Below are 19,952 nucleotides of genomic sequence, written 5' to 3'. Positions count from 1 at the left end.
CCAACGTGGTAACACACGTTTCGTCTCTCACGATCAGCTTTGTCGAAGAGGAGGAAGCGGAAGCGGATGGACGATGCGCACCTGCCCGGTGTCTACCACGACGCGGAGACGGCTTCCGCGCGTGGCCAGCGCGCCACCCTGCGGCTCAGCCGCGTGCGACTGCTCGGTGCGGTGCTCGCCGCGGTGGGCGGCGCGTTCAAGTGGAAGATCGGCGGTGGCGTCGACTTCTGGGCGTGGGTGGCGCTCGGGGGCTTCCTCGTGGCGCTGTTCAGCGAGTTCCTGCTGTGGGCCCTGCACCCCGAGCTGAAGTGGAACGCGGGCAGGGCGGTCGCGGAACGCGTGAAGTCGCTGGCCTGGCGCTACGCCGTCGCGGGCGACCCGTTCCCCGGCGACGCGGGCGACGTGCGCAGGGACCTGGAGGCGAAGATCGACGAGATCGTCGCGGAGCACAGCAAGAAGCTCCTGCTCACCAGCACCAACGCGGCGGGCGACCAGGCCATGACCGAGCTGCGCGGCAGGTCGTTCACCGAGCGCAGGGACGCCTACCGCGAGATCCGCGTGCTCGGCCAGCTGACCTGGTACCGCGAACGGGCGGAGCGCAACGAGAAGCGCGCGACCCTGTGGCGGTTCCTGCTGTTCGGCGGGGAGTTCGTCGCGATCGTGCTCGCCATCCTGCGCATCAACGGCGTCTGGGACGTCGACCTGTCCGGCGTGATGGCCGCGGCGGTGGCGGGCGGCGCGGCGTGGATCGGCCTGCGGCAGTACGAGAACCTCAACCTCGCCTACCTGGCCGCCGCCAGCGAGCTCGCCCGGATCTACCGGCACCTCCCCTTCACCGCCGAGACCGACTGGGCCACCACGGTCGCCGAGGCCGAAGCCGTGATCAGCAAGGAACACGCTGCCTGGCTGGCCTCGCGCCCGAGCACGACCTGACCTGTGGGAGACGACCGTGAAGCCGCTGACGATCTTCGTCGCGATGCCGGGGACGACACTCGGCCCCAACCCCAAGTGGGCTGAACCGGAGAAGATCAAGAGGCACCTGTACGAGCCGCTGCGCAAGGTCCTCGCCGACCGGCTGGGCCGCGAGGTCGAGCTCGTCATCGAGAAGGACAAGCGGATCTCCGGCGCGATCCACCCGTCGATGTTCGCCGAGGCCAGGAACGCCGAGGTCTACATCGCCGACCTGACCGGCGCGAACCCCAACGTGTACCTGGAGCTGGGTGTCCGGTGGGCGTTGCGGGACAACGTGACGGTGCTCGTCTGCCAGGACACCGCGCAGGACATGAAGTTCAACGTGGCCAACGTCCGCGCGATCCCGTACAGCAAGGACCCGTCCGAGCTGCAGGAGGCGCTGGAGACCATCGCCGAGGTGATCACGACCGGACTGCGGCTGGCTCACGTGGACAGCCCGGTGCGCGAGCACGTCGACACGATCGAGGTGAGACGGGCGGACCTCGACGCGCTGCACCGGCAGATCGCCGAGCTGAAGTCGGCGCGGGGCGACGACCTGTTCACCGCCGCCATGAAGTCCACCGCGCACCACCGGGCGGACCTGCTGCGCCAGGTGATCAAGGTGAACCCCGGCCGTGCGGACGCCTTCGGCGAGCTGGGCAAGGAGCTGACCAGGGCCGGCAAGGAACCCGAGGCCATCGAGATGCTCGAGCAGGCCATCCGGATCGACCGCGGTCAGGCCGAGTGGTGGCGGGAGCTGGGCGTGGCGCAGAGCCGCCACGGCGACCTCGACAGCGCCGCGAAGTCGTTGCAGGAGGCCGTGAACCTCAACGGCCAGGACTCCGAGGCCTACGCCATCCTCGGCGGGGTCCACCGGCGGCGGGCCCGCAGGACCGACCACCAGGTGGAGAACCTGCGCCAGGCCAGGGACGCCTACTGGGAGGCCTCCCAGATCGACAAGCACGCCCTGTACCCGCTGACCAACGTGCGCCGGCTGGACGTGCTGCTCGCCCGCGACGACACGACCGCGCGCAAGGCCGCGCTGGAGGAGTTCCGCAACCTCCGCCAGCTCGCCGAGTACGTCACGAGGACCGAACCGGAGGCGTGGGGCCTGCTGGACTACGCGGAGACGCTGGCGTTCAGCGGTGACGCGGCCGCGGCGGTCGAGGCCGCCCGCGCCGGGCTCGGCGACTTCGCGGACGAGCACCGGGTGCGCGCCGCGAAGACCGCCGTGGAGCCGGTGCGCGACATGGTGTCCACCGGCTGGCTGCCCGACGACGTGACCGAGGCGCTGCAGGCGCTCCTGGCCGAGTACGAGCAGGCCGCGGCCGGCTAACCGAGTGCTTCGACGACCTTCGTCACCATCGTCTTCTCCGCCACCGCCACCTCGCCGTCCGCCCCGGCCACCGACCGGCACATCTCCGCCACGGCCGCGCGGAAGATCGGCACGTCGCGCGGTTCGCGGGCGGTGATGATGTCCACCGAGGAGCGCAGCGCGGCCAGCACGCCCTCCTCCACGTCGGACGCCGATCCTCGTGGCAGCGTGGGCGGGGCGGCGTCGACCACGGCGCGCAGGTCGTCCGAGAGCAGGGTCATGGCCCTGATGCCGGCGTGGCTCTCCTCGTCGACGGCGCCGGGGTCCGCTGTGGACACCAGCACCATGGCACCGAAAACGGCCGTGCGGAGGGTCTGCCCCTCCGCCTCCGTGTACGCAGTCATGGGTGTCAGCCTATGCAACGATCAGTGGCTATGAGTGCGGGTCAGGTGCTCGGCGCCAACATCAGGGCGTTCCGGGAGCAGCGCGGGTTGTCCCTGTCGGAGCTCGCTCGGCGGTCGTCCATCGCCAAGGGCACGCTGTCCCAGCTGGAGAGCGGGTCGGGCAACCCGACCATCGAGACGGTGTTCAGTTTGTCGAACGCTTTGGACGTGCCGGTGTCCGAGCTCGTGACGGAGCGGACGCCGCCGGACGTCGTGCTGGTGCGGTCGGCGGACGTCGAGGTGCTCTCCAGCAACGCCGTCGACCTGCGGCTCATGCGGCGGATGGACATCGGCGACACCGTGCTGGAGATCTACGACCAGCGCGTCCGGCCCGGTGCCACGCAGACCACCGAGGGTCATCCCGGCAAGGAGCACGTGCTCGTCACCAGCGGAAAGCTGCGGGTCGGGCCGCCGGACAAGCCGTACGAGCTGGGGCCGGGCGACTACGTGTGCTTCCCCGGCTCGCTCCCCCACCTGTACGAGACGGTCGGCGGTGAGGTCAGCTCGGTACTGGTGCTGGAGTATCCGAAGCACTAACGTTCATTCTATTGAACGGAGGTGGCGATGCACCCGGACGTCGTGGTCGTGGGCGCGGGCATCATCGGGGCCGCGTGCGCCCAGGCGCTGACGGCGCGCGGGCTCGACGTGCTCGTGGTCGACCGCCGTGGACCGGCCTCGGGCACGAGTGCGGCCGGCGAGGGGAACGTGCTGGTCAGCGACAAGGGGCCGGGCCCGGAGCTCGACCTCGCGAAGGCCAGCCGGGAGCTGTGGCCGGAGCTGGCCGCGGACGCCGAGTGGGAGGAGAAGGGCGGTCTGGTCGTCGCCACGACCCCCGACGCCGCCGGGCCGCTCCACGCCTTCGCAGCGAGCCAGCGGGCGGTGGGCGTCGAGGCCTGCGAGATCACGCCGCAGGAAGCGCTCGCCCGCGAACCGCACCTCAACCCCGCCATCACCGCGGCCGTCCACTACCCCCAGGACGCGCAGCTCAACCCGGTCAAGGCCACGCGAACCCTGCTGCGCGGCATCGCGGTCCGCCACGCCGAGGTGTCCGCCGTGGACGGCCGGAGCGTCACCACCGCGGACGGCGTGATCAGCTGCGGCGCCGTCGTCAACGCCACCGGCCCGTGGGCCCGCGGCTTCGGCGTCAACGTCCTGCCGCGCCGCGGCGTGGTCCTGGTGACCACCCCGATCCCCGGCCGGGTCCGGCACAAGGTCTACGACGCGGACTACGTCGGCGCGGTCGCGAGCGGTGACGCCGACCTGCAGACGTCCGGCGTGGTCGAGTCGACGCAGGCGGGCACCGTCCTCATCGGGTCGAGCCGGCAACGCAAGGGCTTCGACGACACGATCGAGAGCAGGGTCCTGAAAGCGTTGGCGCGCAGGGCGATCGCGTTGTTCCCGATGCTCGCCGACGTGCCGGTCATGCGTGCGTACGGCGGCTTCCGCCCGTACGCGCCGGACCACCTGCCGATCATCGGCGAGGACCCGCGCACCCCCGGCCTCTGGCACGCCACCGGCCACGAGGGCGCGGGCGTCGGCCTGGCCCCGGCGACCGGCCGCCTGCTGGCGGACCTGCTCACCGGCGGCACCCCGCTCGTCGACCCCCGCCCGTTCCGCGTCGACCGCCAGGAGGTGATGGTGTGAAGGTGACGTTCAACGGCGAGCCGCACGAGGTCGCCCACGTCGCGGAGCTGCTGCCCGGCAGGTTCTTCTGCGGCATCGGCGTGTGCTTCGGCTGCGTCGCGGAGATCAACGGCGTGCCCGAGGTCCGCGCGTGCCGCCATCCGCTGCGCGACGGCGACGAGATCAGGACGACGCACACCGGGACGACGCACACCGGAACGACGTCGTGAGGGTCGTGGTCGTGGGAGCCGGCCCGGCCGGGATGGCCGCCGCGCGCACCGCCGCCGACGCCGGTGCCGAGGTCACGATGGTCGACTCGGAACCCGCGGCGGGCGGCCAGTACATGCGTGGACGCGCCAAGTTCGAGCACCGGGGAGTCACGCACCTCAAGAACACCGAAGCCTGGCTCGTCGAAGGGAACACGCTCCACCTGCGCGGCCCGCGGCAACTGCCGTTCGACGCGCTCGTCATCGCCACCGGCGCCTACGACCGTCCCCTGCCCTTCCCCGGCTGGGACGGTCCCGGCGTGATCACCGCGGGCGCCGCCCAGGCCCTCGCCAAACAGGGCGTCACCCTCGCCGAACGCGTCGTCGTCACCGGCACGGGCCCGTTCCTGCTCCCCGTCGCCACCGCGCTCCAGGACCTCGGCGCCACGCTCGTCGGCGTCTACGAGGCCTCCTCCCCGGTGGGGTGGCTGCGCGAGGCGAAGGCGATCGCCGCCAACCGGCACAAGATCGGCGAGCTGGCGAGCTACCGGAAAGCCTTGCGGCACTTGGAAACCCGCACCGCTGTCGTCGGCAAGCAGGGCGACCGCGTCACGGTGGCGAAGCTCGACCGCGAGTGGCGCCCGGTGAGCCACCGCACCGTGCACGCCGACCTGGTGTGCGTCGGGTACGGCTTCCTGCCGCGCACCGACCTCGTCCCGGACGCCAAGCGCACCAACGACTTCCTCGACGTCGATGAGCACCAGCGGACGTCGGTCGCGAACGTCTACGCGGCCGGCGAGGTCACCGGCATCGGTGGCGCGGACCTCGCCGAGGCTGAGGGCGTCGTCGCCGGAGCCGCTGCGGCACAACAGGAACCGCCGCGTGAGGCGCTGGAGGCCGTGCGCCGGGGCCGGTTGTTCGCCGGAGCCCTGAACAGGGTCCACGCCGTGCAGCCGGGCTGGAAGACGTGGCTCGACCCGGACACCACGGTGTGCCGCTGCGAGAAGGTCCGTCTCGAGGACCTCACCGACGCGACGAGCATGCGGGAGCTCAAGCTCTCCAGCCGGGTCGCGCTCGGCCGGTGCCAGGGCCGCATCTGCGCCCGCAACGCCGCCGAGCTGACCGGCGTCCCGTTCGACGGCCAGCGCCGCGTGATCGCGGTCCCGATCCCCCTGGGCGAACTCGCCGACCTTCCGGAGGAGAAGAAATGACCGAACGTCTCGACGGCGTCATCGTCGCCACCGCGCTCCCCTACGCCGAGGACGCCGGGGCACCGGCGGGACTGCGCCCGGACCTCGACAGGTTCGCCGAGCACTGCCGGTGGGTCGTCGAGAACGGCTGCCGCGGTGTGGGACCGAACGGGTCGCTGGGCGAGTACTCGTCGCTGACCGACGCGGAACGCCGCCAGGTCGCGCAGACCGCCATCGCCGCCGTGAAGGGGAAGGGCATCGCGGTCATCGGCGTGCACGGCGCCGGCGCGCACCAGGCCCGGCACTGGGCCGAGCTCGCGGCGGAGGACGGCGCGGACGGCGTGCTCTGCCTGCCGCCCACCATGTACCGGGCCAACCCGCGTGAGGTCGTGCACCACTACCGCGAGGTCGCGAAGGCCGGGCTGCCGATCATGGTCTACAACAACCCGATCGACACCAAGGTCGACCTCACGCCGGACCTGCTCGCCGAGCTCGGCCAGATCGAGAACGTGGTAGCGGTGAAGGAGTTCTCCGGCGACGTGCGACGGGTGCTGGAGATCCGCGCGGCCGCACCGCACCTGACCGTCGTCGCGGGCGCGGACGACGTCGTGCTGGAGAGCCTGCTGATGGGCGCGACGGGCTGGTTCGCGGGCTACCCCAACGTGTTCCCGGCCGAGAGCGTCGAGCTGTTCACCCTCGCGCTGGACGGAGAGCTGGCCGAGGCCCGCGCGTTGTACGAGAAGCTCGTGCCCGCGTTCCGCTGGGACTCGCGCACCGAGTTCGTGCAGGCCATCAAGCTGTCGATGGACCTCGTCGGACGCTACGGCGGTCCGTGCCGTCCTCCGCGCGGTCCGCTGACGCAGGAGCAGATCGACCAGGTCACCGCCGACATGAAGCTGGCCACGTCATGAGGTTCGCCAAGTACTACAGCGCCGTCGACTCGCACACCGAGGGCATGCCGACCCGCGTGATCACCGGTGGCGTCGGGGTGATCCCCGGCGAGACCATGGCCGAGAAGCGCCTGAACTTCATCAAGAACCACGACCACATCAGGAAGTTCCTCGTCAACGAACCGCGCGGGCACGCGGCCATGAGCGGCGCGATCTTGCAGCCCTCGACGCGTCAGGACGCGGACTGGGGCGTGCTGTTCATCGAGGTGTCCGGCCTGCTGCCGATGTGCGGCCACGGCACGATCGGCGTCGCGACCGTGCTGGTGGAGACCGGCATGGTCGAGGTGACCGAGCCCGTCACGACCGTGCGCCTCGACACCCCGGCCGGGCTGGTCCTCGCCGACTACGACACCCGCACGAAGCTCGTGACGATCCGCAACGTGCCGGCGTACGCGCACGAGCTGGACGCCGTCGTCGACGTGCCGGGGCTGGGCGAGGTCCGGTACGACATGGCCTACGGCGGCAACTTCTACGCGATCCTGCCGCTGGAGCAGCTCGGCATTCCCTTCGACCGCGCGGAGAAGGACAGGATCCTGGCCGCCGGACTGTCCATCATGGACCGGATCAACCAGGTGAACCGCCCGGTGCACCCGCTGGACGCGGCGATCGGCGGCTGCAAGCACGTCCAGTTCACCGCCCCCGGCCAGGACGGCGCCGACTCGCGCAACGCGATGGCGATCCACCCCGGCTGGTTCGACCGCTCCCCGTGCGGCACGGGCACCTGCGCACGCATGGCCCAGCTGCACGCCCGCGGCGGGCTGGCGATCGGCGCGGACTACGTGAACGAGTCGTTCATCGGCACGCGGTTCATCGGCCGGCTGCTGGAGGAGGTCCCGCTGGGCGACCGGACGGCGGTGGTGCCGACGGTGGCGGGCCGGGCCTGGATCACGGGCATGGGCCAGTACCTGCTCGATCCGACCGACCCGTTCCCGGAGGGGTTCACGCTCTAGCAAACTGCCTGGATGCTGACCACCGACTTCGTGCCGGGAGCCCCGGCGTGGATCGACCTGGGCTCCCCCGATCCGGACGCCGCCGCGGCGTTCTACGGCCGCGTGCTGGGCTGGGAGCACCAGCCGCTCGGCACCGGCACCGGGCTCTTCACCTACGAGGGCCGCACGGTCGCGGCGCACGTGCCGGCGGAGCCCGCGGGGTGGACCGTGTACTTCCGCACGCGGGACGCCGGTCGGCTGGGGCGGGACTTCGCCGGGCTCGGGCGGACGTACCGGCACACCGACGCCCAGGGCGCGCGGTTCGGCGTCTGGGAGGGCGGGGAACGCGCCGGGCTGGACGCCGTGACCTCCACCGGGGCGCTCGCGTGGCTCGAGCTGCGCTCCCCCGACCCCGCCGGGTCGGCCCTCTACTACCGGTCCGTGTTCTCGTGGGACGTCCAGCGGATCCCCGGCGCTCCCGGCGAGTTCCTGCGGACCGAGGACGCGGGGCCGGAGCACACGTTCGGGGCGATCGTGACCGACGCCGAGGCGTACTGGCTGCCGTACTTCGAGGTGGCCGACGTGGATCGGGCGGCAGGCGCGGCGCGGGTGGTCGACGAGCCCTTCGACCTGCCCGGTGTCGGCCGGATCGCCGTGGTCGCGGACCCGTTCGGTGCCAGGTTCGGCGTGATGCGTTCCGTTACCTCCGAAAGCCTCCCGAAACGGTAGAGCGCCGGTTAGCGTGCGCTCGTGCAGTTGCCGTGGAGAGCCGCGCCCGGGGCAGCGCTGTCGAGCCCGCTCACGCTGGTCGTGAGCATCGCGACGACGTTGCTGCTGGGCTTCGTCGTGGCCGCGGCCGTGCTGCACTCCTCCTCGTCCGGCAGCGCCGCCCTCTCCTACCAAGAGGGCCGGATGTGCTCGCAGTCCGTGCACCCGTCCCTCGACGGCGAGGGCCTGCCGTTGAGCGACGCCGTCCCGATGGCGGCACGTGGTGACCTGGGCGCCGTCTACACGCGCATCGGGCGTCCCGACTTCAACGGCCTCGCGACCTACGGCCGGTTCGGCTACCGGCCGGACGCGACGGCGCACCTGACCGTCGTCAAAGGTGGCGGCACGGGCCTGTGGGTGCCGCAGACCATCGCGACCGCCGCACGGGTGCGCGTCGGCGACCGGCTGACCGGGTCACCGCTGACCGTCAGCGCGATCTACGCCGACCTCGCGCAGCCGGTCGCGGACTGGTGGTGTTCCGAGGCCAAGAACGTCGTGCCGAACCCGTTGGGCGGCGACGGCGACAGCACCTCGGTCATCTGGGTCGGCCAGTCGTCCGACCTCGCCGCCCTGCCGCCGGGGTTCTCCTCGAACGCCACGGTGTCGCTGCGGTTCCCCACCGCGCCGCCGGCGACCCTGGCCGACGCGGAAGCCCTGCGGGACAGGGGCAACGCGCTCGTGACGTCGTTCGGGCTGCCGTTGACGCGCACGGACCAGCTGTCCGGTGCCATCACCGCCGCGCGGACCTCGGAGCGCAACGTCTCGTCCGCGCTCCTGCCGTTGGTGCTCATCAGCGTGCTGGTGGGGCTCGCGGGCGTCGGCACGGTGACCGTGCAGTGGGCGCAGCGGCGGCATTCCGAGCTGCGGCTGCTGTGGGTGCGCGGGGCGGGCCCGCTGGCGCTCGGCGTCCGCGGTGTGCTGGAGCTGGGGCTTCCGCTGGTCGTCGGCGGCCTGCTCGGGCTGGCGGCCGCCCGGTTGCTGCTGCCGCTGTACGCGCCGGGGGTCGTGCTGCCCTCCGGAACGGTGTGGGTGGCCCTGGGTGTCGTCCTGGCCGTCGTGGTCGCGTCGCTGGCCGTGACGGTGTTCGTCGCGGCGTGGCGGGCGCACCGGACGTTCCAGCGGCGCGCGCGGTCGTGGCGGCTCGCCCTGGTGCCGTGGGAGCTGGTCGTCGCGGGGCTGGCGGTGCTGGCGTGGGTCCGGCTGTCCCGCAACGGTCTGGGCACCACGCTGAAGGCCGCCGAGCTGCCGCGCATCGACGTGGCGGCACTGACGTTCCCGCTGCTCGTGGTGCTGGCGGCCGCGCTGCTCGCGACCCGGCTGCTGCGCTGGTCGCTCGCGTGGTCGCACCGGGTGCAGTGGTGGCGGGTTCCGGCCGCTCAGCTGGCGTTGCGCCGGCTCGCGGCGGCCGTGGGACCCGTGACCGGCGTGTTGCTGGTGGGCGTGCTGGCCGTCGGCACCATCGCCGTGGGCAGCGCGGTGGCGGGCGCGCAGCGGTCGGCGCTCGACTCGAAGTCCGGCGTGTTCGTGGGCGCCACCAGCACGGTCCAGGTGTCGCAGGACGTCGCACTGGGCCGGGTGGCGCTGCCGTCGTCGTTGCGGGGCACCACGACCCTGGTCGGCGTGAGCACCGGCGCTCTCGTCGTGGACCCGGCGACGTTCACCGACGCGGCCGTGCTCGACGACCCCGCCGAGGTCCGCACGCTGATCTCCGGCCTGCGCCGCACCGGCGAGACCGCGCCCGCGCTGCGCATCGGCCGCGCGCCGAACCAGGAGATCCAGATCCCCGGCCTGCCGCTGTTGAAGCCCGTGGCGTCCCTGCCGACGTTCCCGAAGCTCGGTACGCGCGGCTACGTGATCTCACGGGAGGCGGTGCCCGCCGCCGAGCAGGTGGGGTCGTGGCACCTGTGGTCGTCGCTGCCGCTGCCGGCGCTGACCTCGTCGTTGCAGGCGGCGGGCATCCACTACACGAACGTCGCCGACCGCGCCCGCGTGCTGGACGGCCTGCCGTTCCTGACGGTGGAGTGGACCTTCGGCTTCGTGACGGCGATCGGCGTGGTGCTGGCCGTGGTGGCTGCCGTGGCGCTGCTGCTGGCCGTCGAGGTCCGCCGCCGCCAGAACGCGGTCTCCGGCGCGCTGTCGGCCCGCATGGGCATGCGCCCGGCCGTGCTGTGGTCCAGCCACCTGCTGGAGGTGGGAGCACTGGCGTCGCTGGCACTGGCGGTGGGGGCGCTGGCGTCGTTCGCGAGCGCCGGCGCGGCCGTGCCGAGACTGGACCCCGCGCCGTGGCTGAACCCGGCGCCCTCCTTGCCCGACCTGACCCCGTTGGTCGGCACGATGCTGCTGGGCGGCCTGTTGGTCGTCGTGGTGGCCGCATGGCTTGCGTTGCGCGGCATCCGCACCGCGCGGATGGGAGAGCTGCTCAGGTGATCCGTGCCAGTGGCGTGGGGGTGTCCTACGGTGCCGTGCGCGCCGTGGCGGACGTCTCCCTGTCGATCGCACCCGGCCTGACCGTCCTGTCCGGCCCGTCCGGCTCCGGCAAGTCGACGCTGCTCCGCGTGCTCTCGCTGGTCGAGCGACCGTCGTCCGGCGAGGTGTTCGTGCGCGACGTGGCGACGTCCTCGCTGTCGTGGGCGGAGCTGCGGGCGTTGCGGCGCAAGGAGATCGCGGTCGTGTTCCAGAACCCGGCCGACAACCTGATCCAGCACCTGACCGTGGGCGAGAACCTGCGCGCCGCCGGAGCCGCCGACCACTCCCTTTTGGACGGTCTGGGACTGGCGGGGTCCGCCACGTGGCGGATCGGCGCCTTGTCGGGTGGGCAACAACAACGGCTCGCGTTCGCGTGCGCCCTGGCCCGCGGGGCTTCCGTCGTGGTCGCCGACGAGCCGACCTCCCAGCTGGACGTCCGCTCCGCCGACCTGGTGCTGGAGACGCTGGCCTCGCTGCCCGTGCCGGCCGTGGTCGCCTCGCACGACCCGCGCCTGGTGGAGCTGGCGGACCTCTGCGTGCCGCTGGCGGCGTCATGATCCAGGCTTGTGGCGTGCACCGGGCGTTCGGCGGGGTCTCCGTGCTGCGTGGGGTCGACCTGGCTGTCGGTGCCGGTGAGCTCGTGACGCTGAGCGGGCCTTCCGGGTCGGGGAAGACCGCTCTGCTGTCGTTGCTGTGCGGCTTCGACCTTCCCGACCGCGGGTCGGTGTCGCCCGGTCTCGCGTCCTGGTCCGCCTGTGCGGTGCTGCCGCAGTCGCTTGGGCTGGCTTCCGAGCTCACGTTGGAGGAGAACGTCGCTCTGCCGTTGCGGTTGGCTGGGCGGCCGGTGGTCGGGGTGTCGGAGTTGTTGGTGGAGTTGGGGATCGGGTCCCTGGGGGCGCGGTTTCCCGGCCAGGTGTCCTTTGGGCAGCAGCAGCGGGCCGCGTTGGCTCGGGCGGTTGTCGCTCGTCCTTCGGCCTTGCTTGCTGATGAGCCCACGGCGCATCTGGATGCGGCCAGTGCTGTGGCTGCGGTGGGGGTGTTGCGGCGGGTTGCGGATGAGGGGGCGGCGGTGTTGATCGCTACTCATCATGACGCGGTGCATGAGGTGGCGGATCGGGTGTTGGTGTTGGCGGATGGGCGGGTTCGCTGACGCGGGTTTCTGGGGTTCCAGCGTGGTCGCCATTGCGGTCTGGTGCCTGTTCCAGCGTGGGCGTGCACCTCGGACGAAAGACTGGGTACATCGCCGCTCCGCGACGATCCGCGATTGGGGCTTGACTTCGGGGCCCTTGCGAGGCGCTGGTTCGGCCGGAAAAGGCCGGATGCTTCGCACCCGGCCGATCCACAAGTGGTAGCACCTCGCACCCAAAGTCAAGCCCCAATCGCCTAACCACGAGTGGGTGCACCGCTACCCATCTGGGCAAGGTCTGCACGGCTCGCCTTCGGCATCGCGGTCGCGAGTGCGCAGGGGTTGTTACTGCTCGCCTTCGGCATCGCTTGGGGCCTCGGCTTCGCCGTTGGCGTTGGCGTTGCCCGCCCGCAGGCTCAGACCGCCGGCGGCCGGTCCTCGTAAGGCGTCGAGAGCACCACGGTTGTCCGTGTCGACACGTTTGCCGACTCCCGGATCTTCTGCAGCAGCTCCTCCAGTGCCACCGGCGACGCCACCCGTACGCGCAGCACGTAGGAGGCGTCGCCCGCCACCGAGTAGCACGCCTCGATCTCCGGCAGGTGTTCGAGGCGCTTCGGGTAGTCGTCCGGCTCGGAGGGGTTGATCGGGAAGAGCGAGATGAACGCCGACATCGGCAGGCCTATCTCGGCGCCGTCCAGGCGGGCGGCGTAGCCCTTCACGATGCCGCGCTGTTCCAGGCGCTTCACGCGCTGGTGCACCGCCGACACGGACAGGCCCACGCGTTCGGCCAGGTCGGTGAAGCTGCACCGGCCGTCCGAGGCGAGCTCCTTCAGTATCGCTCTGTCGATCTGCTCGAGGGTCAAAGCACCACCAGTTCGTGAGGTCGGTTGTTGAAGGACTCCACGCCGTCGGCGGTGGCGACGACGATGTCCTCGATGCGGGCGCCCCAGCGGCCGGGCAGGTAGATGCCGGGCTCGACGCTGAAGGCCATGCCGGGTTCCAGCGGCAGGGAGTTGCCGCTGACGATGTAGGGCTCCTCGTGCACGTCCAGGCCGATGCCATGGCCGGTGCGGTGGACGAAGTACTCGCCGAAGCCGGCGTCCGCGATCACCGAACGCGCGGCCGCGTCCACCTCTTCGCAGGTCACGCCCGGCTTCACCGCGTCCACGGCCGCCTGCTGGGCTGCCTGCAGGACGGCGTAGGTGTCCCACACGTCGTCGTACGCCGGCTCGCCCATCACGTACGTGCGGGTGGAGTCGGAGTTGTAGCCCTCGGCCACGGGGCCGCCGATGTCGATGACCACGACCTCGCCCGCCTCGACCACGCGGTCGGAGTCGCGGTGGTGCGGCGAGGCGCCGTTCGGGCCGGAGCCGACGATGACGAAGTCGGCGACGGTGTGGCCTTCCTCGACGATCGCGGCGGCGATGTCGCGGGCGATGTCGCGCTCGGTGCGGCCGACGCGCAGGAACTCGCCCATGCGGGCGTGCACGCGGTCGATCGCGGCACCGGCCTTGCGCAGGGCGTCGATCTCGGCGGCGTCCTTGCGCATGCGCAGCTCGCGCAGGATCGGGCCCGCCAGGGTCTGCGGGCCGCCGACCGCGGCACCCAGCTTGAGGGTGTGCAGCGCGGGCATCATGTCCGCCACGGCGACGCGCGCACCCTTCAGCGCGGCCTTGACCAGCGCGTACGGGTCCTCGCCGTCGACCCACGTGACGACCTCGACGCCCAGCTCGTCGGTCGGGATGCTCGCGTAACCGGGCTGCTCCAGCTTCGGCACGACCAGCCTCGGCGTGCCGCCGACGGGCAGCGCGAGGCAGGTGAGGCGCTCGAACGAGTCGCCGCCGGCACCGATCAGGTACCTCAGGTCCGACCCGGGCGAGATGAGGAGGGCGTCGACGCCCGCCCGCTCGGCCGCCTCGGTGGCGCGGTCAAGTCGCGCACGCAGCGCGGACACGTCGATGGGCCCGGTGATCGTTGCCATGGCGGAAAGCCTAGTAGCTTGTCCAACCGTGAGCTCTCCCCTGGTGCTGCTCGACTCCGCGAGCCTCTACTTCCGGTCGTACTACGCGCTGCCGGACTCGATGACCGCGCCCGACGGCACGCCGGTGAACGCCGTGCGCGGGTTCGTCGACCAGATCGCGCGCGTCATCACCGACCGCGGCGCGTCCCGCTTGGTCGCCTGCCTCGACGCCGACTGGCGCCCCGAGTTCCGCGTGAAGGCGCTCCCGTCCTACAAGGCCCACCGGGTCGCCGAGGACGCCTCCGACGGGTCGGAGGAGGTGCCGGACACCCTCACGCCGCAGATCCCGATCATCCTCGACGTGCTCGACGCGGCGGGCATCTGCACCGGCGAGGCCGCGGGCTACGAGGCCGACGACGTGATCGGCGCCCTCGCCCACCACGAGAAGAAGTCCCCCGTCGAGGTGGTCACCGGCGACCGCGACATGTTCCAGGTCGTGCGCCACGAGCCGACGCCCGTGCACGTCCTGTACGTGGGCCGCGGCTGGAACAAGGTCGAGATCCTCGGCCCCGAGGAGCTGGCCGCCAAGTACTCGCTGCCCGTCGAGAACGCCGGCTCCGCCTACGCCGACATGGCGGTGCTGCGCGGCGACCCCTCCGACGGCCTGCCGGGCGTCGCGGGCATCGGCGAGAAGACCGCCGCGAAGCTCATCACCGAGTTCGGCTCGCTCGACGCCGTGCTCAAGGCCGTCGGCGACCCGATGGACCGCAAGCTCACGACCAAGGCCCGCAACTCGCTCATCGCGGCCGAGGAGTACCTGGCGGCCGCGCCGACGGTCGTGCGCACCGCCATCGACGCCCCCGTCGTCAAGGACCGCGACGACGAGGTGCCGCGCGTGCCCGCCGACCCCGAGCGGCTGCGTGAGCTCACGCAGCGCTGGGGCCTGGGCAGCTCGGTCCCGCGCCTGGTCAACGCGATGGAGCGGCGAGCCTAGAAGAACGTGCCGCAGATCGGCTTCTGCGGCACGGCGAACAACGCGTCCGCGTCGGCCAGACGGGTCCCCTCGATCCGTCTGGCCGACGCGAGCTGCGTGAACGTGACGTCGCCGAGGTACACGGCACCGAGCAGGTCCACGGGGACCGTGAGGTCCGCCTGCTCCTCGACGCGCTCGGCACCGTCGGCCGACACCCGGTAGCAGCCGGAGTTCGCGGGCAGCAGCCTGTCGTGCACCTCGATCACGACGGACTCGGCGGCGCCGTAGGTGCGGGCCGACAGCATGCGCGGCACGTCGACCAGCCGGAGCCAGATCTGGTCGAACACGTCCTTGGTCACGAGCGCGCGCGGGTCCTCGAACAGCCAGCTCACCGGGTCGTCGAGCGCCACGTCGCTCTCGACGTGGTCGACCAGGTCCAGGCGCGTCACGTAGATCCACAGGTCGCGCCACGCGTCGTCGTTGGCCCATTCGAAGTCCTCGACGGCCAGGCGGTGCTTGAAGTCCTTCTCCCCGGTGACCTTGTAGGTCAGGAAACCGTCGTCGCCATCCGGTCCACTGTGGACGACCGTGACGGAGTTCTCGGTCTCCGGCTTGCGGTTGCGCATCCGAGCCCACCAGCCCGGCCACCGGGAGATCTGCCCCGGCCTGCGCAGGCCGATCGCCTCGTGCAGCTCGGGCAGCAGCTTGTCGGCGGTGTCCGGGTCGAGCATCCGGACGCGGCCGGTCATGCCGCCGGCGATCACGGCGAGCTTCGTGTCGATCTCCAGCTCGCGCACACGTCCCGCGAGGCCGTAGCCGAAACGGCCGTAGATGCGGCTCTCGGAGGCGCGCAGGGTCGCCACCGGGTCGGGCAGCGAGGAGAGCTGTTCGCGCATCAGGGCCGTCAGCACGCCACGGCGCGTGTAGTCGGCACGGACGCCCACGCGCGAGACGGCGGCGTGGGGTACTCGGGCGCCGCCGGGCACCACCAGTGAGGAGCCGTAGGACTGGGTCGTGCCGACCATCTGGTCGCCGTCGAACGCGGCGAGCGCGCGATCCGGCTCGTAGGACGGCAGAGTGACCGGCCACTGCTCGTCGGTCGGCGGGCCTCCGTGCAGCGCACGGCGGAAGAGCGTGTTGTGGGCGCGGTACTGCGCTTCGTCGGTGAGAACGCGGATCTCCGTCACGCCCGCGATCGTGACTCAGCACGACGGTGGGCGCACCTCAGTTTCCGCACGGAAAAGCCTCCCCCGGAACGTCCGGAGGAGGCTTTCACGACGAACGGTGGCGATCAGCCGGTCGGCTGGCCGACCTCGTACTCGCCGTCCTCGGTCTTGACGACGATCTTGACCTTCTTGTCCTTGCCGCCGACCTGGACCTTGCACTCGAACGAGGTGTTGGGCTTGACCTCGTTCTCACCGCTGCAGGTCGCGCTGCCGACGTCGGAGATCTTGTACTCGTCCTTCAGGATCTGGACGATGCCGTTCTGCACGGCGGTGTTGTCGAAGATCTTCTTCTTGAAGAACGCCGGCGACACGAACCCGGTGAACAGCACGCCACCGACGAGCAGGACGACGACCACCGCGGCCACCCAGATGGCGGCGCTGGACTTCTTCTTCTGCGGCATCGGCGGGCCGTAGCCCGGCTGCTGACCGTACGGGTTGGGCTGCTGCTGGCCGTACGGGTCCTGCTGCTGGCCCGGCATGCCGTACTGCTGGGTCTGCTGCGCGTACGGGTCCTGCGCCGGCGTGCCGTAGGGGTTCGACTGCGGCTGCTGCTGACCCGGCATGCCGTACTGCTGCGTCTGCTGCTGTGACGGATCGAAACCGGGGTACGGCTGCTGCTGCCCGGGCTGGGGCTGCTGCGGCTGGCCGTAGGGGTTCTGAGCCGGGAAGCCGCCGGACGGCGTGCCGGGAGGGAAGCCGCCACCGTAGGGCTGCTGCGGCTGTTGCGGCTGCTGGCCCCAGGGCTGCTGCGGATCGTTCCCTCCGGACGGTCCGTACGGGCTGCTCATCTGTCGACCTCCGTGTGTACGACGTTGCGGCGGAATCCAATCACACCGCTGACGTCAGTCTTTACTCCGACTCGCAAAACCTTCGTCAGGCTCAGGTCACATCATCGCCACAACTCCGCGCCGCAGCGCGTCGACGGCCTTGGCGGCGGCCGAACCGACGGAGTCGCCTCGTCCGACCACCTCACGGATCTGGTCCAAAAGGTCGATCACCTGCCGGCACCAGCGCACGAAGTCGCCCGCGCCGAGCTCGTTGCCGCCCGCCTCTGCGGCGCTCAGCACCTTCTCGAGCGACTCGCCGCGCGCCCACCGGTACACCGGCCACGCGAAGCCGGGATCGGGCTGCCGGGTGATGCGCTCCAGCTTGTGGCGGCGCTCGTCGTCCTCGATCTCCGCCCACAGCCGCACGGTCTTGAGCATCGCGTCCGCCACCGGTCCCTGCGGCAGCCGCGCCTCGACCGGGCCGTCCCGCCGCGCCTCGTAGACCAGCGACGACACGACGGCGGCGAGCTCCTCCGGCTTGAGGCCCTTCCACACGCCCTGGCGCAGGCACTCGGCCGCCAGCAGGTCGGACTCGCTGTAGAGCCTGGTCAGGCGCTTGCCGTCCTGCGTGACCTCGTCCGCCTCGGACAGGTAGCCGCGCTCGCGCAGCAAGCCGCGGATGCGGTCGAACTGGCGCGCCAGCGAGTGCGTGGTCGCCGCGACCTTGCGCTCCAGCTGCTCGGTCTCGGCCAGCAGCCGGTGGTAGCGCTCGCCCCAGCGGGCGTGGTCCTCGCGCTGGTCGCAGCCGTGGCACGGGTGCGCGCGCAACGCCCGGCGCAGCGTCGCGAGCTCGGGGTCGTCGTCCGCGGTGGTCTGCCGGCGTCCGCGCGACGGCACGGTGATGCCGGTGTTGCGGATCGTCGAGGCGAGGTCGCGCCGCGACTTGGGCGACCGCACGTCGACCTGCCGGGGCAGCCGCACGTGGCCGAGCACCTCGACCGGCGACGGGAAGTCCGCCGACGTCAGGCGCCCCGACCAGCGGTCCTCGGTGACGACCAGCGGCCGCGCCTCGCCCAGCGGCTCGAGGCCGGGGTCGATGACGACCGCGAGGCCGCTGCGGCGCCCGGACGGCACGGCGATGACGTCGCCCTTGCGCAGCCGCTCCAGCGACTTGGCCGTCTCGATACGACGCGCGTTCGTGTTCTGCTTCGCCAGCTGCTTCTCGCGGTCCGCGATCCGCCGCCGCAGCGACGCGTACTCGGTGAAGTCGCCGAGGTGGCAGGTCATCGACTCGCTGTAGCCGCCCAGCGCCTCCTTGTTGCGCTCGATCCGGCGCGCCAGGCCGACCACCGACCGGTCAGCCTGGAACTGCGCGAACGACTGCTCCAGGATCTCGCGCGCCGCCGACGCCCCGAGCTGGTGCACGAGGTTGACGGCCATGTTGTAGCCGGGCCGGAACGACGACCGCAGCGGGTACGTGCGCGTGGACGCCAGCCCGCCGACCGCCTTGGGGTCGATCCCCGGCTGCCAGACGACGACCGCGTGCCCCTCGACGTCGATGCCACGACGGCCCGCACGACCCGTGAGCTGCGTGTACTCACCGGGCGTGAGGTCGACGTGCGCCTCGCCGTTGTACTTGACGAGCTTCTCGAGCACGACCGTGCGTGCGGGCATGTTGATGCCCAGCGCGAGCGTCTCGGTCGCGAACACGACCTTGACCAGCCCGCGGACGAACAGCTCCTCGACGGTCTCCTTGAACGCGGGCAGCAACCCGGCGTGGTGCGACGCGATGCCCCGCTCCAGCGCCTCCCGCCACTCCCAGAACCCGAGCACCATCAGGTCGGCCTCTGGCAGGTCGCGCGTCTTCTCGTCGATGATCCGCCGGACCTGCTCGGTCTCCTCCGGCGTGTTGAGCCGCAACCCGGCCCGCGCGGTCTGCGCGACCGCCGCGTCGCACCCGGCCCGGCTGAACACGAACACGATCGCCGGCAGCAGCGACGCGTTGTCGAGCCGCTGGATCATGTCGGTCCGCGACGGCGGCTTGTACCCGCTGTTGCGCCCCGCCCGAGCGTTGTTGGCGTTGCGGTTGCGCCCCCGGCTGAACGGCACGTGGTACCGCGCCAGCTCCTCGGTCTTGCGCAGCACCTGGGCGTTGATCCGGGCGTGCGTCTCGTCGCCCTCGAACAGGTCGAGCATCTGGTTGCCGACCATCATGTGCTGCCACAGCGGCACCGGCCGGTGCTCGTCGACGACGACGGCCGTGTCCCCGCGCACCTCGACCAGCCACTCGCCGAACTCCTCGGCGTTGCTGACCGTCGCGGACAACCCGACCACCTGCACGTGCTCGGGCAGGTGCAGGATGACCTCTTCCCACACGGGCCCGCGGAACCGGTCGGCCAGGTAGTGCACCTCGTCCATGACGACGTACGCGAGTCCGTCCAGAGTGGACGAACCCGAGTACAGCATGTTCCGCAGCACCTCGGTCGTCATGACCACGACCGGCGCGTTGCCGTTGACGCTCGTGTCGCCCGTCAGCAACCCGATGCTCTCCGCCCCGTACCGCGCGGTGAGATCGGCGAACTTCTGGTTGCTGAGCGCCTTGATCGGCGTCGTGTAGAAGCACTTGCGCCCCTCGGTGAGGGCCAGGTGCACCGCGAATTCACCCACCACGGTCTTACCGGCACCGGTGGGCGCGCAGACGAGCACTCCGTGACCGTCCTCCAGGGCCTCGCAGGCCTGGCGCTGGAACGGGTCCAGCTCGAACGAGATGACGGAGCCGAAGTCGGTCAGCTTGGGCCGCTGGGCGTTGCGCCGCGAGTGGGCGTAGGCCTCGGCCGGGGACCGCGAAGCACGTGACACCCCACCAGGCTGTCACATCCCCCCGACAATCGCCGCCGACATTGATTAACTTCAGTCAGCACTGCAGTCATCAAGCACACTGGGGCGCAGGCGGGGCGCTGACCAGGGAGGCGAGGAACGCCCGGCAGCGGGTGGGCAGGGCGATGCGAAGCGAGCCGGGACAACCCCAGCACCGCCAACGGCGAAGCCGAGGCGCCCAA

19 protein-coding genes are annotated in these 19,952 nt (G+C 71.5%); 13 read left to right on the top strand and 6 right to left on the bottom strand.

Features of this window, described 5'->3' with window-relative positions:
- The first annotated feature begins 66 nt into the window (after positions 1-66).
- Positions 67-933 (top strand): DUF4231 domain-containing protein, encoded by an 867-nt coding sequence (locus ACFWV3_RS27620; protein ID WP_382415145.1) that lies wholly within the window; start codon positions 67-69, stop codon positions 931-933.
- A 16-nt stretch (positions 934-949) separates the two neighbouring features.
- Entirely contained in the window at positions 950-2,287 is a 1,338-nt protein-coding gene (locus ACFWV3_RS27615; RefSeq protein WP_382415143.1) for a tetratricopeptide repeat-containing protein, read from the top strand.
- Here the strand turns inward: ACFWV3_RS27615 and ACFWV3_RS27610 are convergent.
- Complete coding sequence (locus ACFWV3_RS27610) at positions 2,284-2,670, bottom strand: hypothetical protein (protein ID WP_382415142.1); 387 nt, start codon at positions 2,668-2,670, stop codon at positions 2,284-2,286. The genes ACFWV3_RS27615 and ACFWV3_RS27610 overlap by 4 nt on opposite strands.
- A gap of 30 nt (positions 2,671-2,700) precedes the next feature.
- Between ACFWV3_RS27610 and ACFWV3_RS27605 the strand changes: the two genes are divergently transcribed.
- The 10 genes from ACFWV3_RS27605 to ACFWV3_RS27560 are packed head-to-tail and all read left to right on the top strand — an operon-like array spanning position 2,701 to position 11,991.
- Positions 2,701-3,246, top strand: coding sequence for a helix-turn-helix domain-containing protein (locus ACFWV3_RS27605; protein ID WP_382415140.1), 546 nt, complete (start codon positions 2,701-2,703; stop codon positions 3,244-3,246).
- A 27-nt stretch (positions 3,247-3,273) separates the two neighbouring features.
- A complete protein-coding gene (locus ACFWV3_RS27600; RefSeq protein WP_382415138.1) occupies positions 3,274-4,353 on the top strand; it encodes an NAD(P)/FAD-dependent oxidoreductase in 1,080 nt (359 codons plus the stop codon).
- Positions 4,350-4,562, top strand: coding sequence for a 2Fe-2S iron-sulfur cluster-binding protein (locus ACFWV3_RS27595; protein ID WP_382415136.1), 213 nt, complete (start codon positions 4,350-4,352; stop codon positions 4,560-4,562). The genes ACFWV3_RS27600 and ACFWV3_RS27595 overlap by 4 nt, the downstream gene beginning before the upstream one ends.
- The gene (locus ACFWV3_RS27590) at positions 4,559-5,749 is read left to right on the top strand and encodes an FAD-dependent oxidoreductase (protein WP_382415134.1); all 1,191 of its coding nucleotides are present in this window, start codon (positions 4,559-4,561) and stop codon (positions 5,747-5,749) included. The genes ACFWV3_RS27595 and ACFWV3_RS27590 overlap by 4 nt, the downstream gene beginning before the upstream one ends.
- Positions 5,746-6,639, top strand: a complete 894-nt coding sequence (locus tag ACFWV3_RS27585; protein WP_382415132.1) for a dihydrodipicolinate synthase family protein — start codon at positions 5,746-5,748, stop codon at positions 6,637-6,639. The genes ACFWV3_RS27590 and ACFWV3_RS27585 overlap by 4 nt, the downstream gene beginning before the upstream one ends.
- Entirely contained in the window at positions 6,636-7,628 is a 993-nt protein-coding gene (locus tag ACFWV3_RS27580; protein ID WP_382415130.1) for a proline racemase family protein, read from the top strand. Before ACFWV3_RS27585 ends, ACFWV3_RS27580 begins: the two co-directional genes overlap by 4 nt.
- Positions 7,629-7,640: 12 nt before the next feature.
- Positions 7,641-8,336: a VOC family protein gene (locus ACFWV3_RS27575; RefSeq protein ID WP_382415128.1), complete on the top strand. Its 696-nt coding sequence runs from the start codon at positions 7,641-7,643 to the stop codon at positions 8,334-8,336.
- A gap of 21 nt (positions 8,337-8,357) precedes the next feature.
- Positions 8,358-10,802, top strand: a complete 2,445-nt coding sequence (locus tag ACFWV3_RS27570) for an ABC transporter permease (RefSeq protein ID WP_382415126.1) — start codon at positions 8,358-8,360, stop codon at positions 10,800-10,802.
- Positions 10,799-11,398, top strand: a complete 600-nt coding sequence (locus ACFWV3_RS27565; protein ID WP_382415124.1) for an ATP-binding cassette domain-containing protein — start codon at positions 10,799-10,801, stop codon at positions 11,396-11,398. The genes ACFWV3_RS27570 and ACFWV3_RS27565 overlap by 4 nt, the downstream gene beginning before the upstream one ends.
- On the top strand, positions 11,395-11,991 hold the full coding sequence (locus ACFWV3_RS27560; RefSeq protein WP_382415122.1) for an ATP-binding cassette domain-containing protein: 597 nt from the start codon (positions 11,395-11,397) through the stop codon (positions 11,989-11,991). Before ACFWV3_RS27565 ends, ACFWV3_RS27560 begins: the two co-directional genes overlap by 4 nt.
- A 392-nt stretch (positions 11,992-12,383) precedes the next feature.
- Here the strand turns inward: ACFWV3_RS27560 and ACFWV3_RS27555 are convergent, their stop codons facing one another.
- Both ACFWV3_RS27555 and ACFWV3_RS27550 read right to left on the bottom strand, forming a co-directional pair.
- Positions 12,384-12,830 carry an Lrp/AsnC family transcriptional regulator gene (locus ACFWV3_RS27555; protein WP_382415120.1) on the bottom strand — a complete coding sequence of 149 codons (447 nt, stop codon included), beginning with the start codon at positions 12,828-12,830 and terminating at the stop codon, positions 12,384-12,386.
- Positions 12,827-13,948: a M24 family metallopeptidase gene (locus ACFWV3_RS27550; protein WP_382415118.1), complete on the bottom strand. Its 1,122-nt coding sequence runs from the start codon at positions 13,946-13,948 to the stop codon at positions 12,827-12,829. Before ACFWV3_RS27550 ends, ACFWV3_RS27555 begins: the two co-directional genes overlap by 4 nt.
- Positions 13,949-13,976: 28 nt before the next feature.
- Here ACFWV3_RS27550 and ACFWV3_RS27545 point away from each other — a divergent pair, with 28 nt between their 5' ends.
- Positions 13,977-14,921 carry a 5'-3' exonuclease H3TH domain-containing protein gene (locus ACFWV3_RS27545; RefSeq protein ID WP_382415116.1) on the top strand — a complete coding sequence of 315 codons (945 nt, stop codon included), beginning with the start codon at positions 13,977-13,979 and terminating at the stop codon, positions 14,919-14,921.
- On the opposite strand, the gene ACFWV3_RS27540 is transcribed toward ACFWV3_RS27545, so the two are convergent.
- The 3 genes from ACFWV3_RS27540 to ACFWV3_RS27530 form a co-directional block, all read right to left on the bottom strand.
- Positions 14,918-16,087 carry a GNAT family N-acetyltransferase gene (locus tag ACFWV3_RS27540; protein ID WP_382415114.1) on the bottom strand — a complete coding sequence of 390 codons (1,170 nt, stop codon included), beginning with the start codon at positions 16,085-16,087 and terminating at the stop codon, positions 14,918-14,920. The two genes, ACFWV3_RS27545 and ACFWV3_RS27540, sit on opposite strands and share 4 nt — an antisense overlap.
- A 104-nt stretch (positions 16,088-16,191) precedes the next feature.
- Positions 16,192-16,914: a DUF4333 domain-containing protein gene (locus ACFWV3_RS27535; RefSeq protein ID WP_382415113.1), complete on the bottom strand. Its 723-nt coding sequence runs from the start codon at positions 16,912-16,914 to the stop codon at positions 16,192-16,194.
- A gap of 96 nt (positions 16,915-17,010) precedes the next feature.
- Positions 17,011-19,752, bottom strand: coding sequence for a DEAD/DEAH box helicase (locus tag ACFWV3_RS27530; protein ID WP_382415111.1), 2,742 nt, complete (start codon positions 19,750-19,752; stop codon positions 17,011-17,013).
- Positions 19,753-19,952 lie beyond the last annotated feature (200 nt).

The sequence above is a fragment of the Lentzea sp. NPDC059081 genome (assembly GCF_042738015.1).
Classification (GTDB): domain Bacteria; phylum Actinomycetota; class Actinomycetes; order Mycobacteriales; family Pseudonocardiaceae; genus Lentzea.
The sequence above is the reverse complement of the archived record's forward strand: the minus strand, read 5'-3'. Positions and strand labels throughout refer to the sequence as shown.

Excerpts from the sequence above, each read along its gene's own strand:
- ACFWV3_RS27620 (WP_382415145.1), top strand. The coding sequence starts at position 67 with ATGGACGATGCGCACCTGCCCGGTGTCTACCACGACGCGGAGACGGCT.
- ACFWV3_RS27605 (WP_382415140.1), top strand. The coding sequence starts at position 2,701 with ATGAGTGCGGGTCAGGTGCTCGGCGCCAACATCAGGGCGTTCCGGGAG.
- ACFWV3_RS27600 (WP_382415138.1), top strand. The coding sequence starts at position 3,274 with ATGCACCCGGACGTCGTGGTCGTGGGCGCGGGCATCATCGGGGCCGCG.
- ACFWV3_RS27535 (WP_382415113.1), bottom strand. The coding sequence starts at position 16,914 with ATGAGCAGCCCGTACGGACCGTCCGGAGGGAACGATCCGCAGCAGCCC.
- ACFWV3_RS27585 (WP_382415132.1), top strand. The coding sequence starts at position 5,746 with ATGACCGAACGTCTCGACGGCGTCATCGTCGCCACCGCGCTCCCCTAC.
- ACFWV3_RS27580 (WP_382415130.1), top strand. The coding sequence starts at position 6,636 with ATGAGGTTCGCCAAGTACTACAGCGCCGTCGACTCGCACACCGAGGGC.
- ACFWV3_RS27610 (WP_382415142.1), bottom strand. The coding sequence starts at position 2,670 with ATGACTGCGTACACGGAGGCGGAGGGGCAGACCCTCCGCACGGCCGTT.
- ACFWV3_RS27550 (WP_382415118.1), bottom strand. The coding sequence starts at position 13,948 with ATGGCAACGATCACCGGGCCCATCGACGTGTCCGCGCTGCGTGCGCGA.
- ACFWV3_RS27560 (WP_382415122.1), top strand. The coding sequence starts at position 11,395 with ATGATCCAGGCTTGTGGCGTGCACCGGGCGTTCGGCGGGGTCTCCGTG.
- ACFWV3_RS27575 (WP_382415128.1), top strand. The coding sequence starts at position 7,641 with ATGCTGACCACCGACTTCGTGCCGGGAGCCCCGGCGTGGATCGACCTG.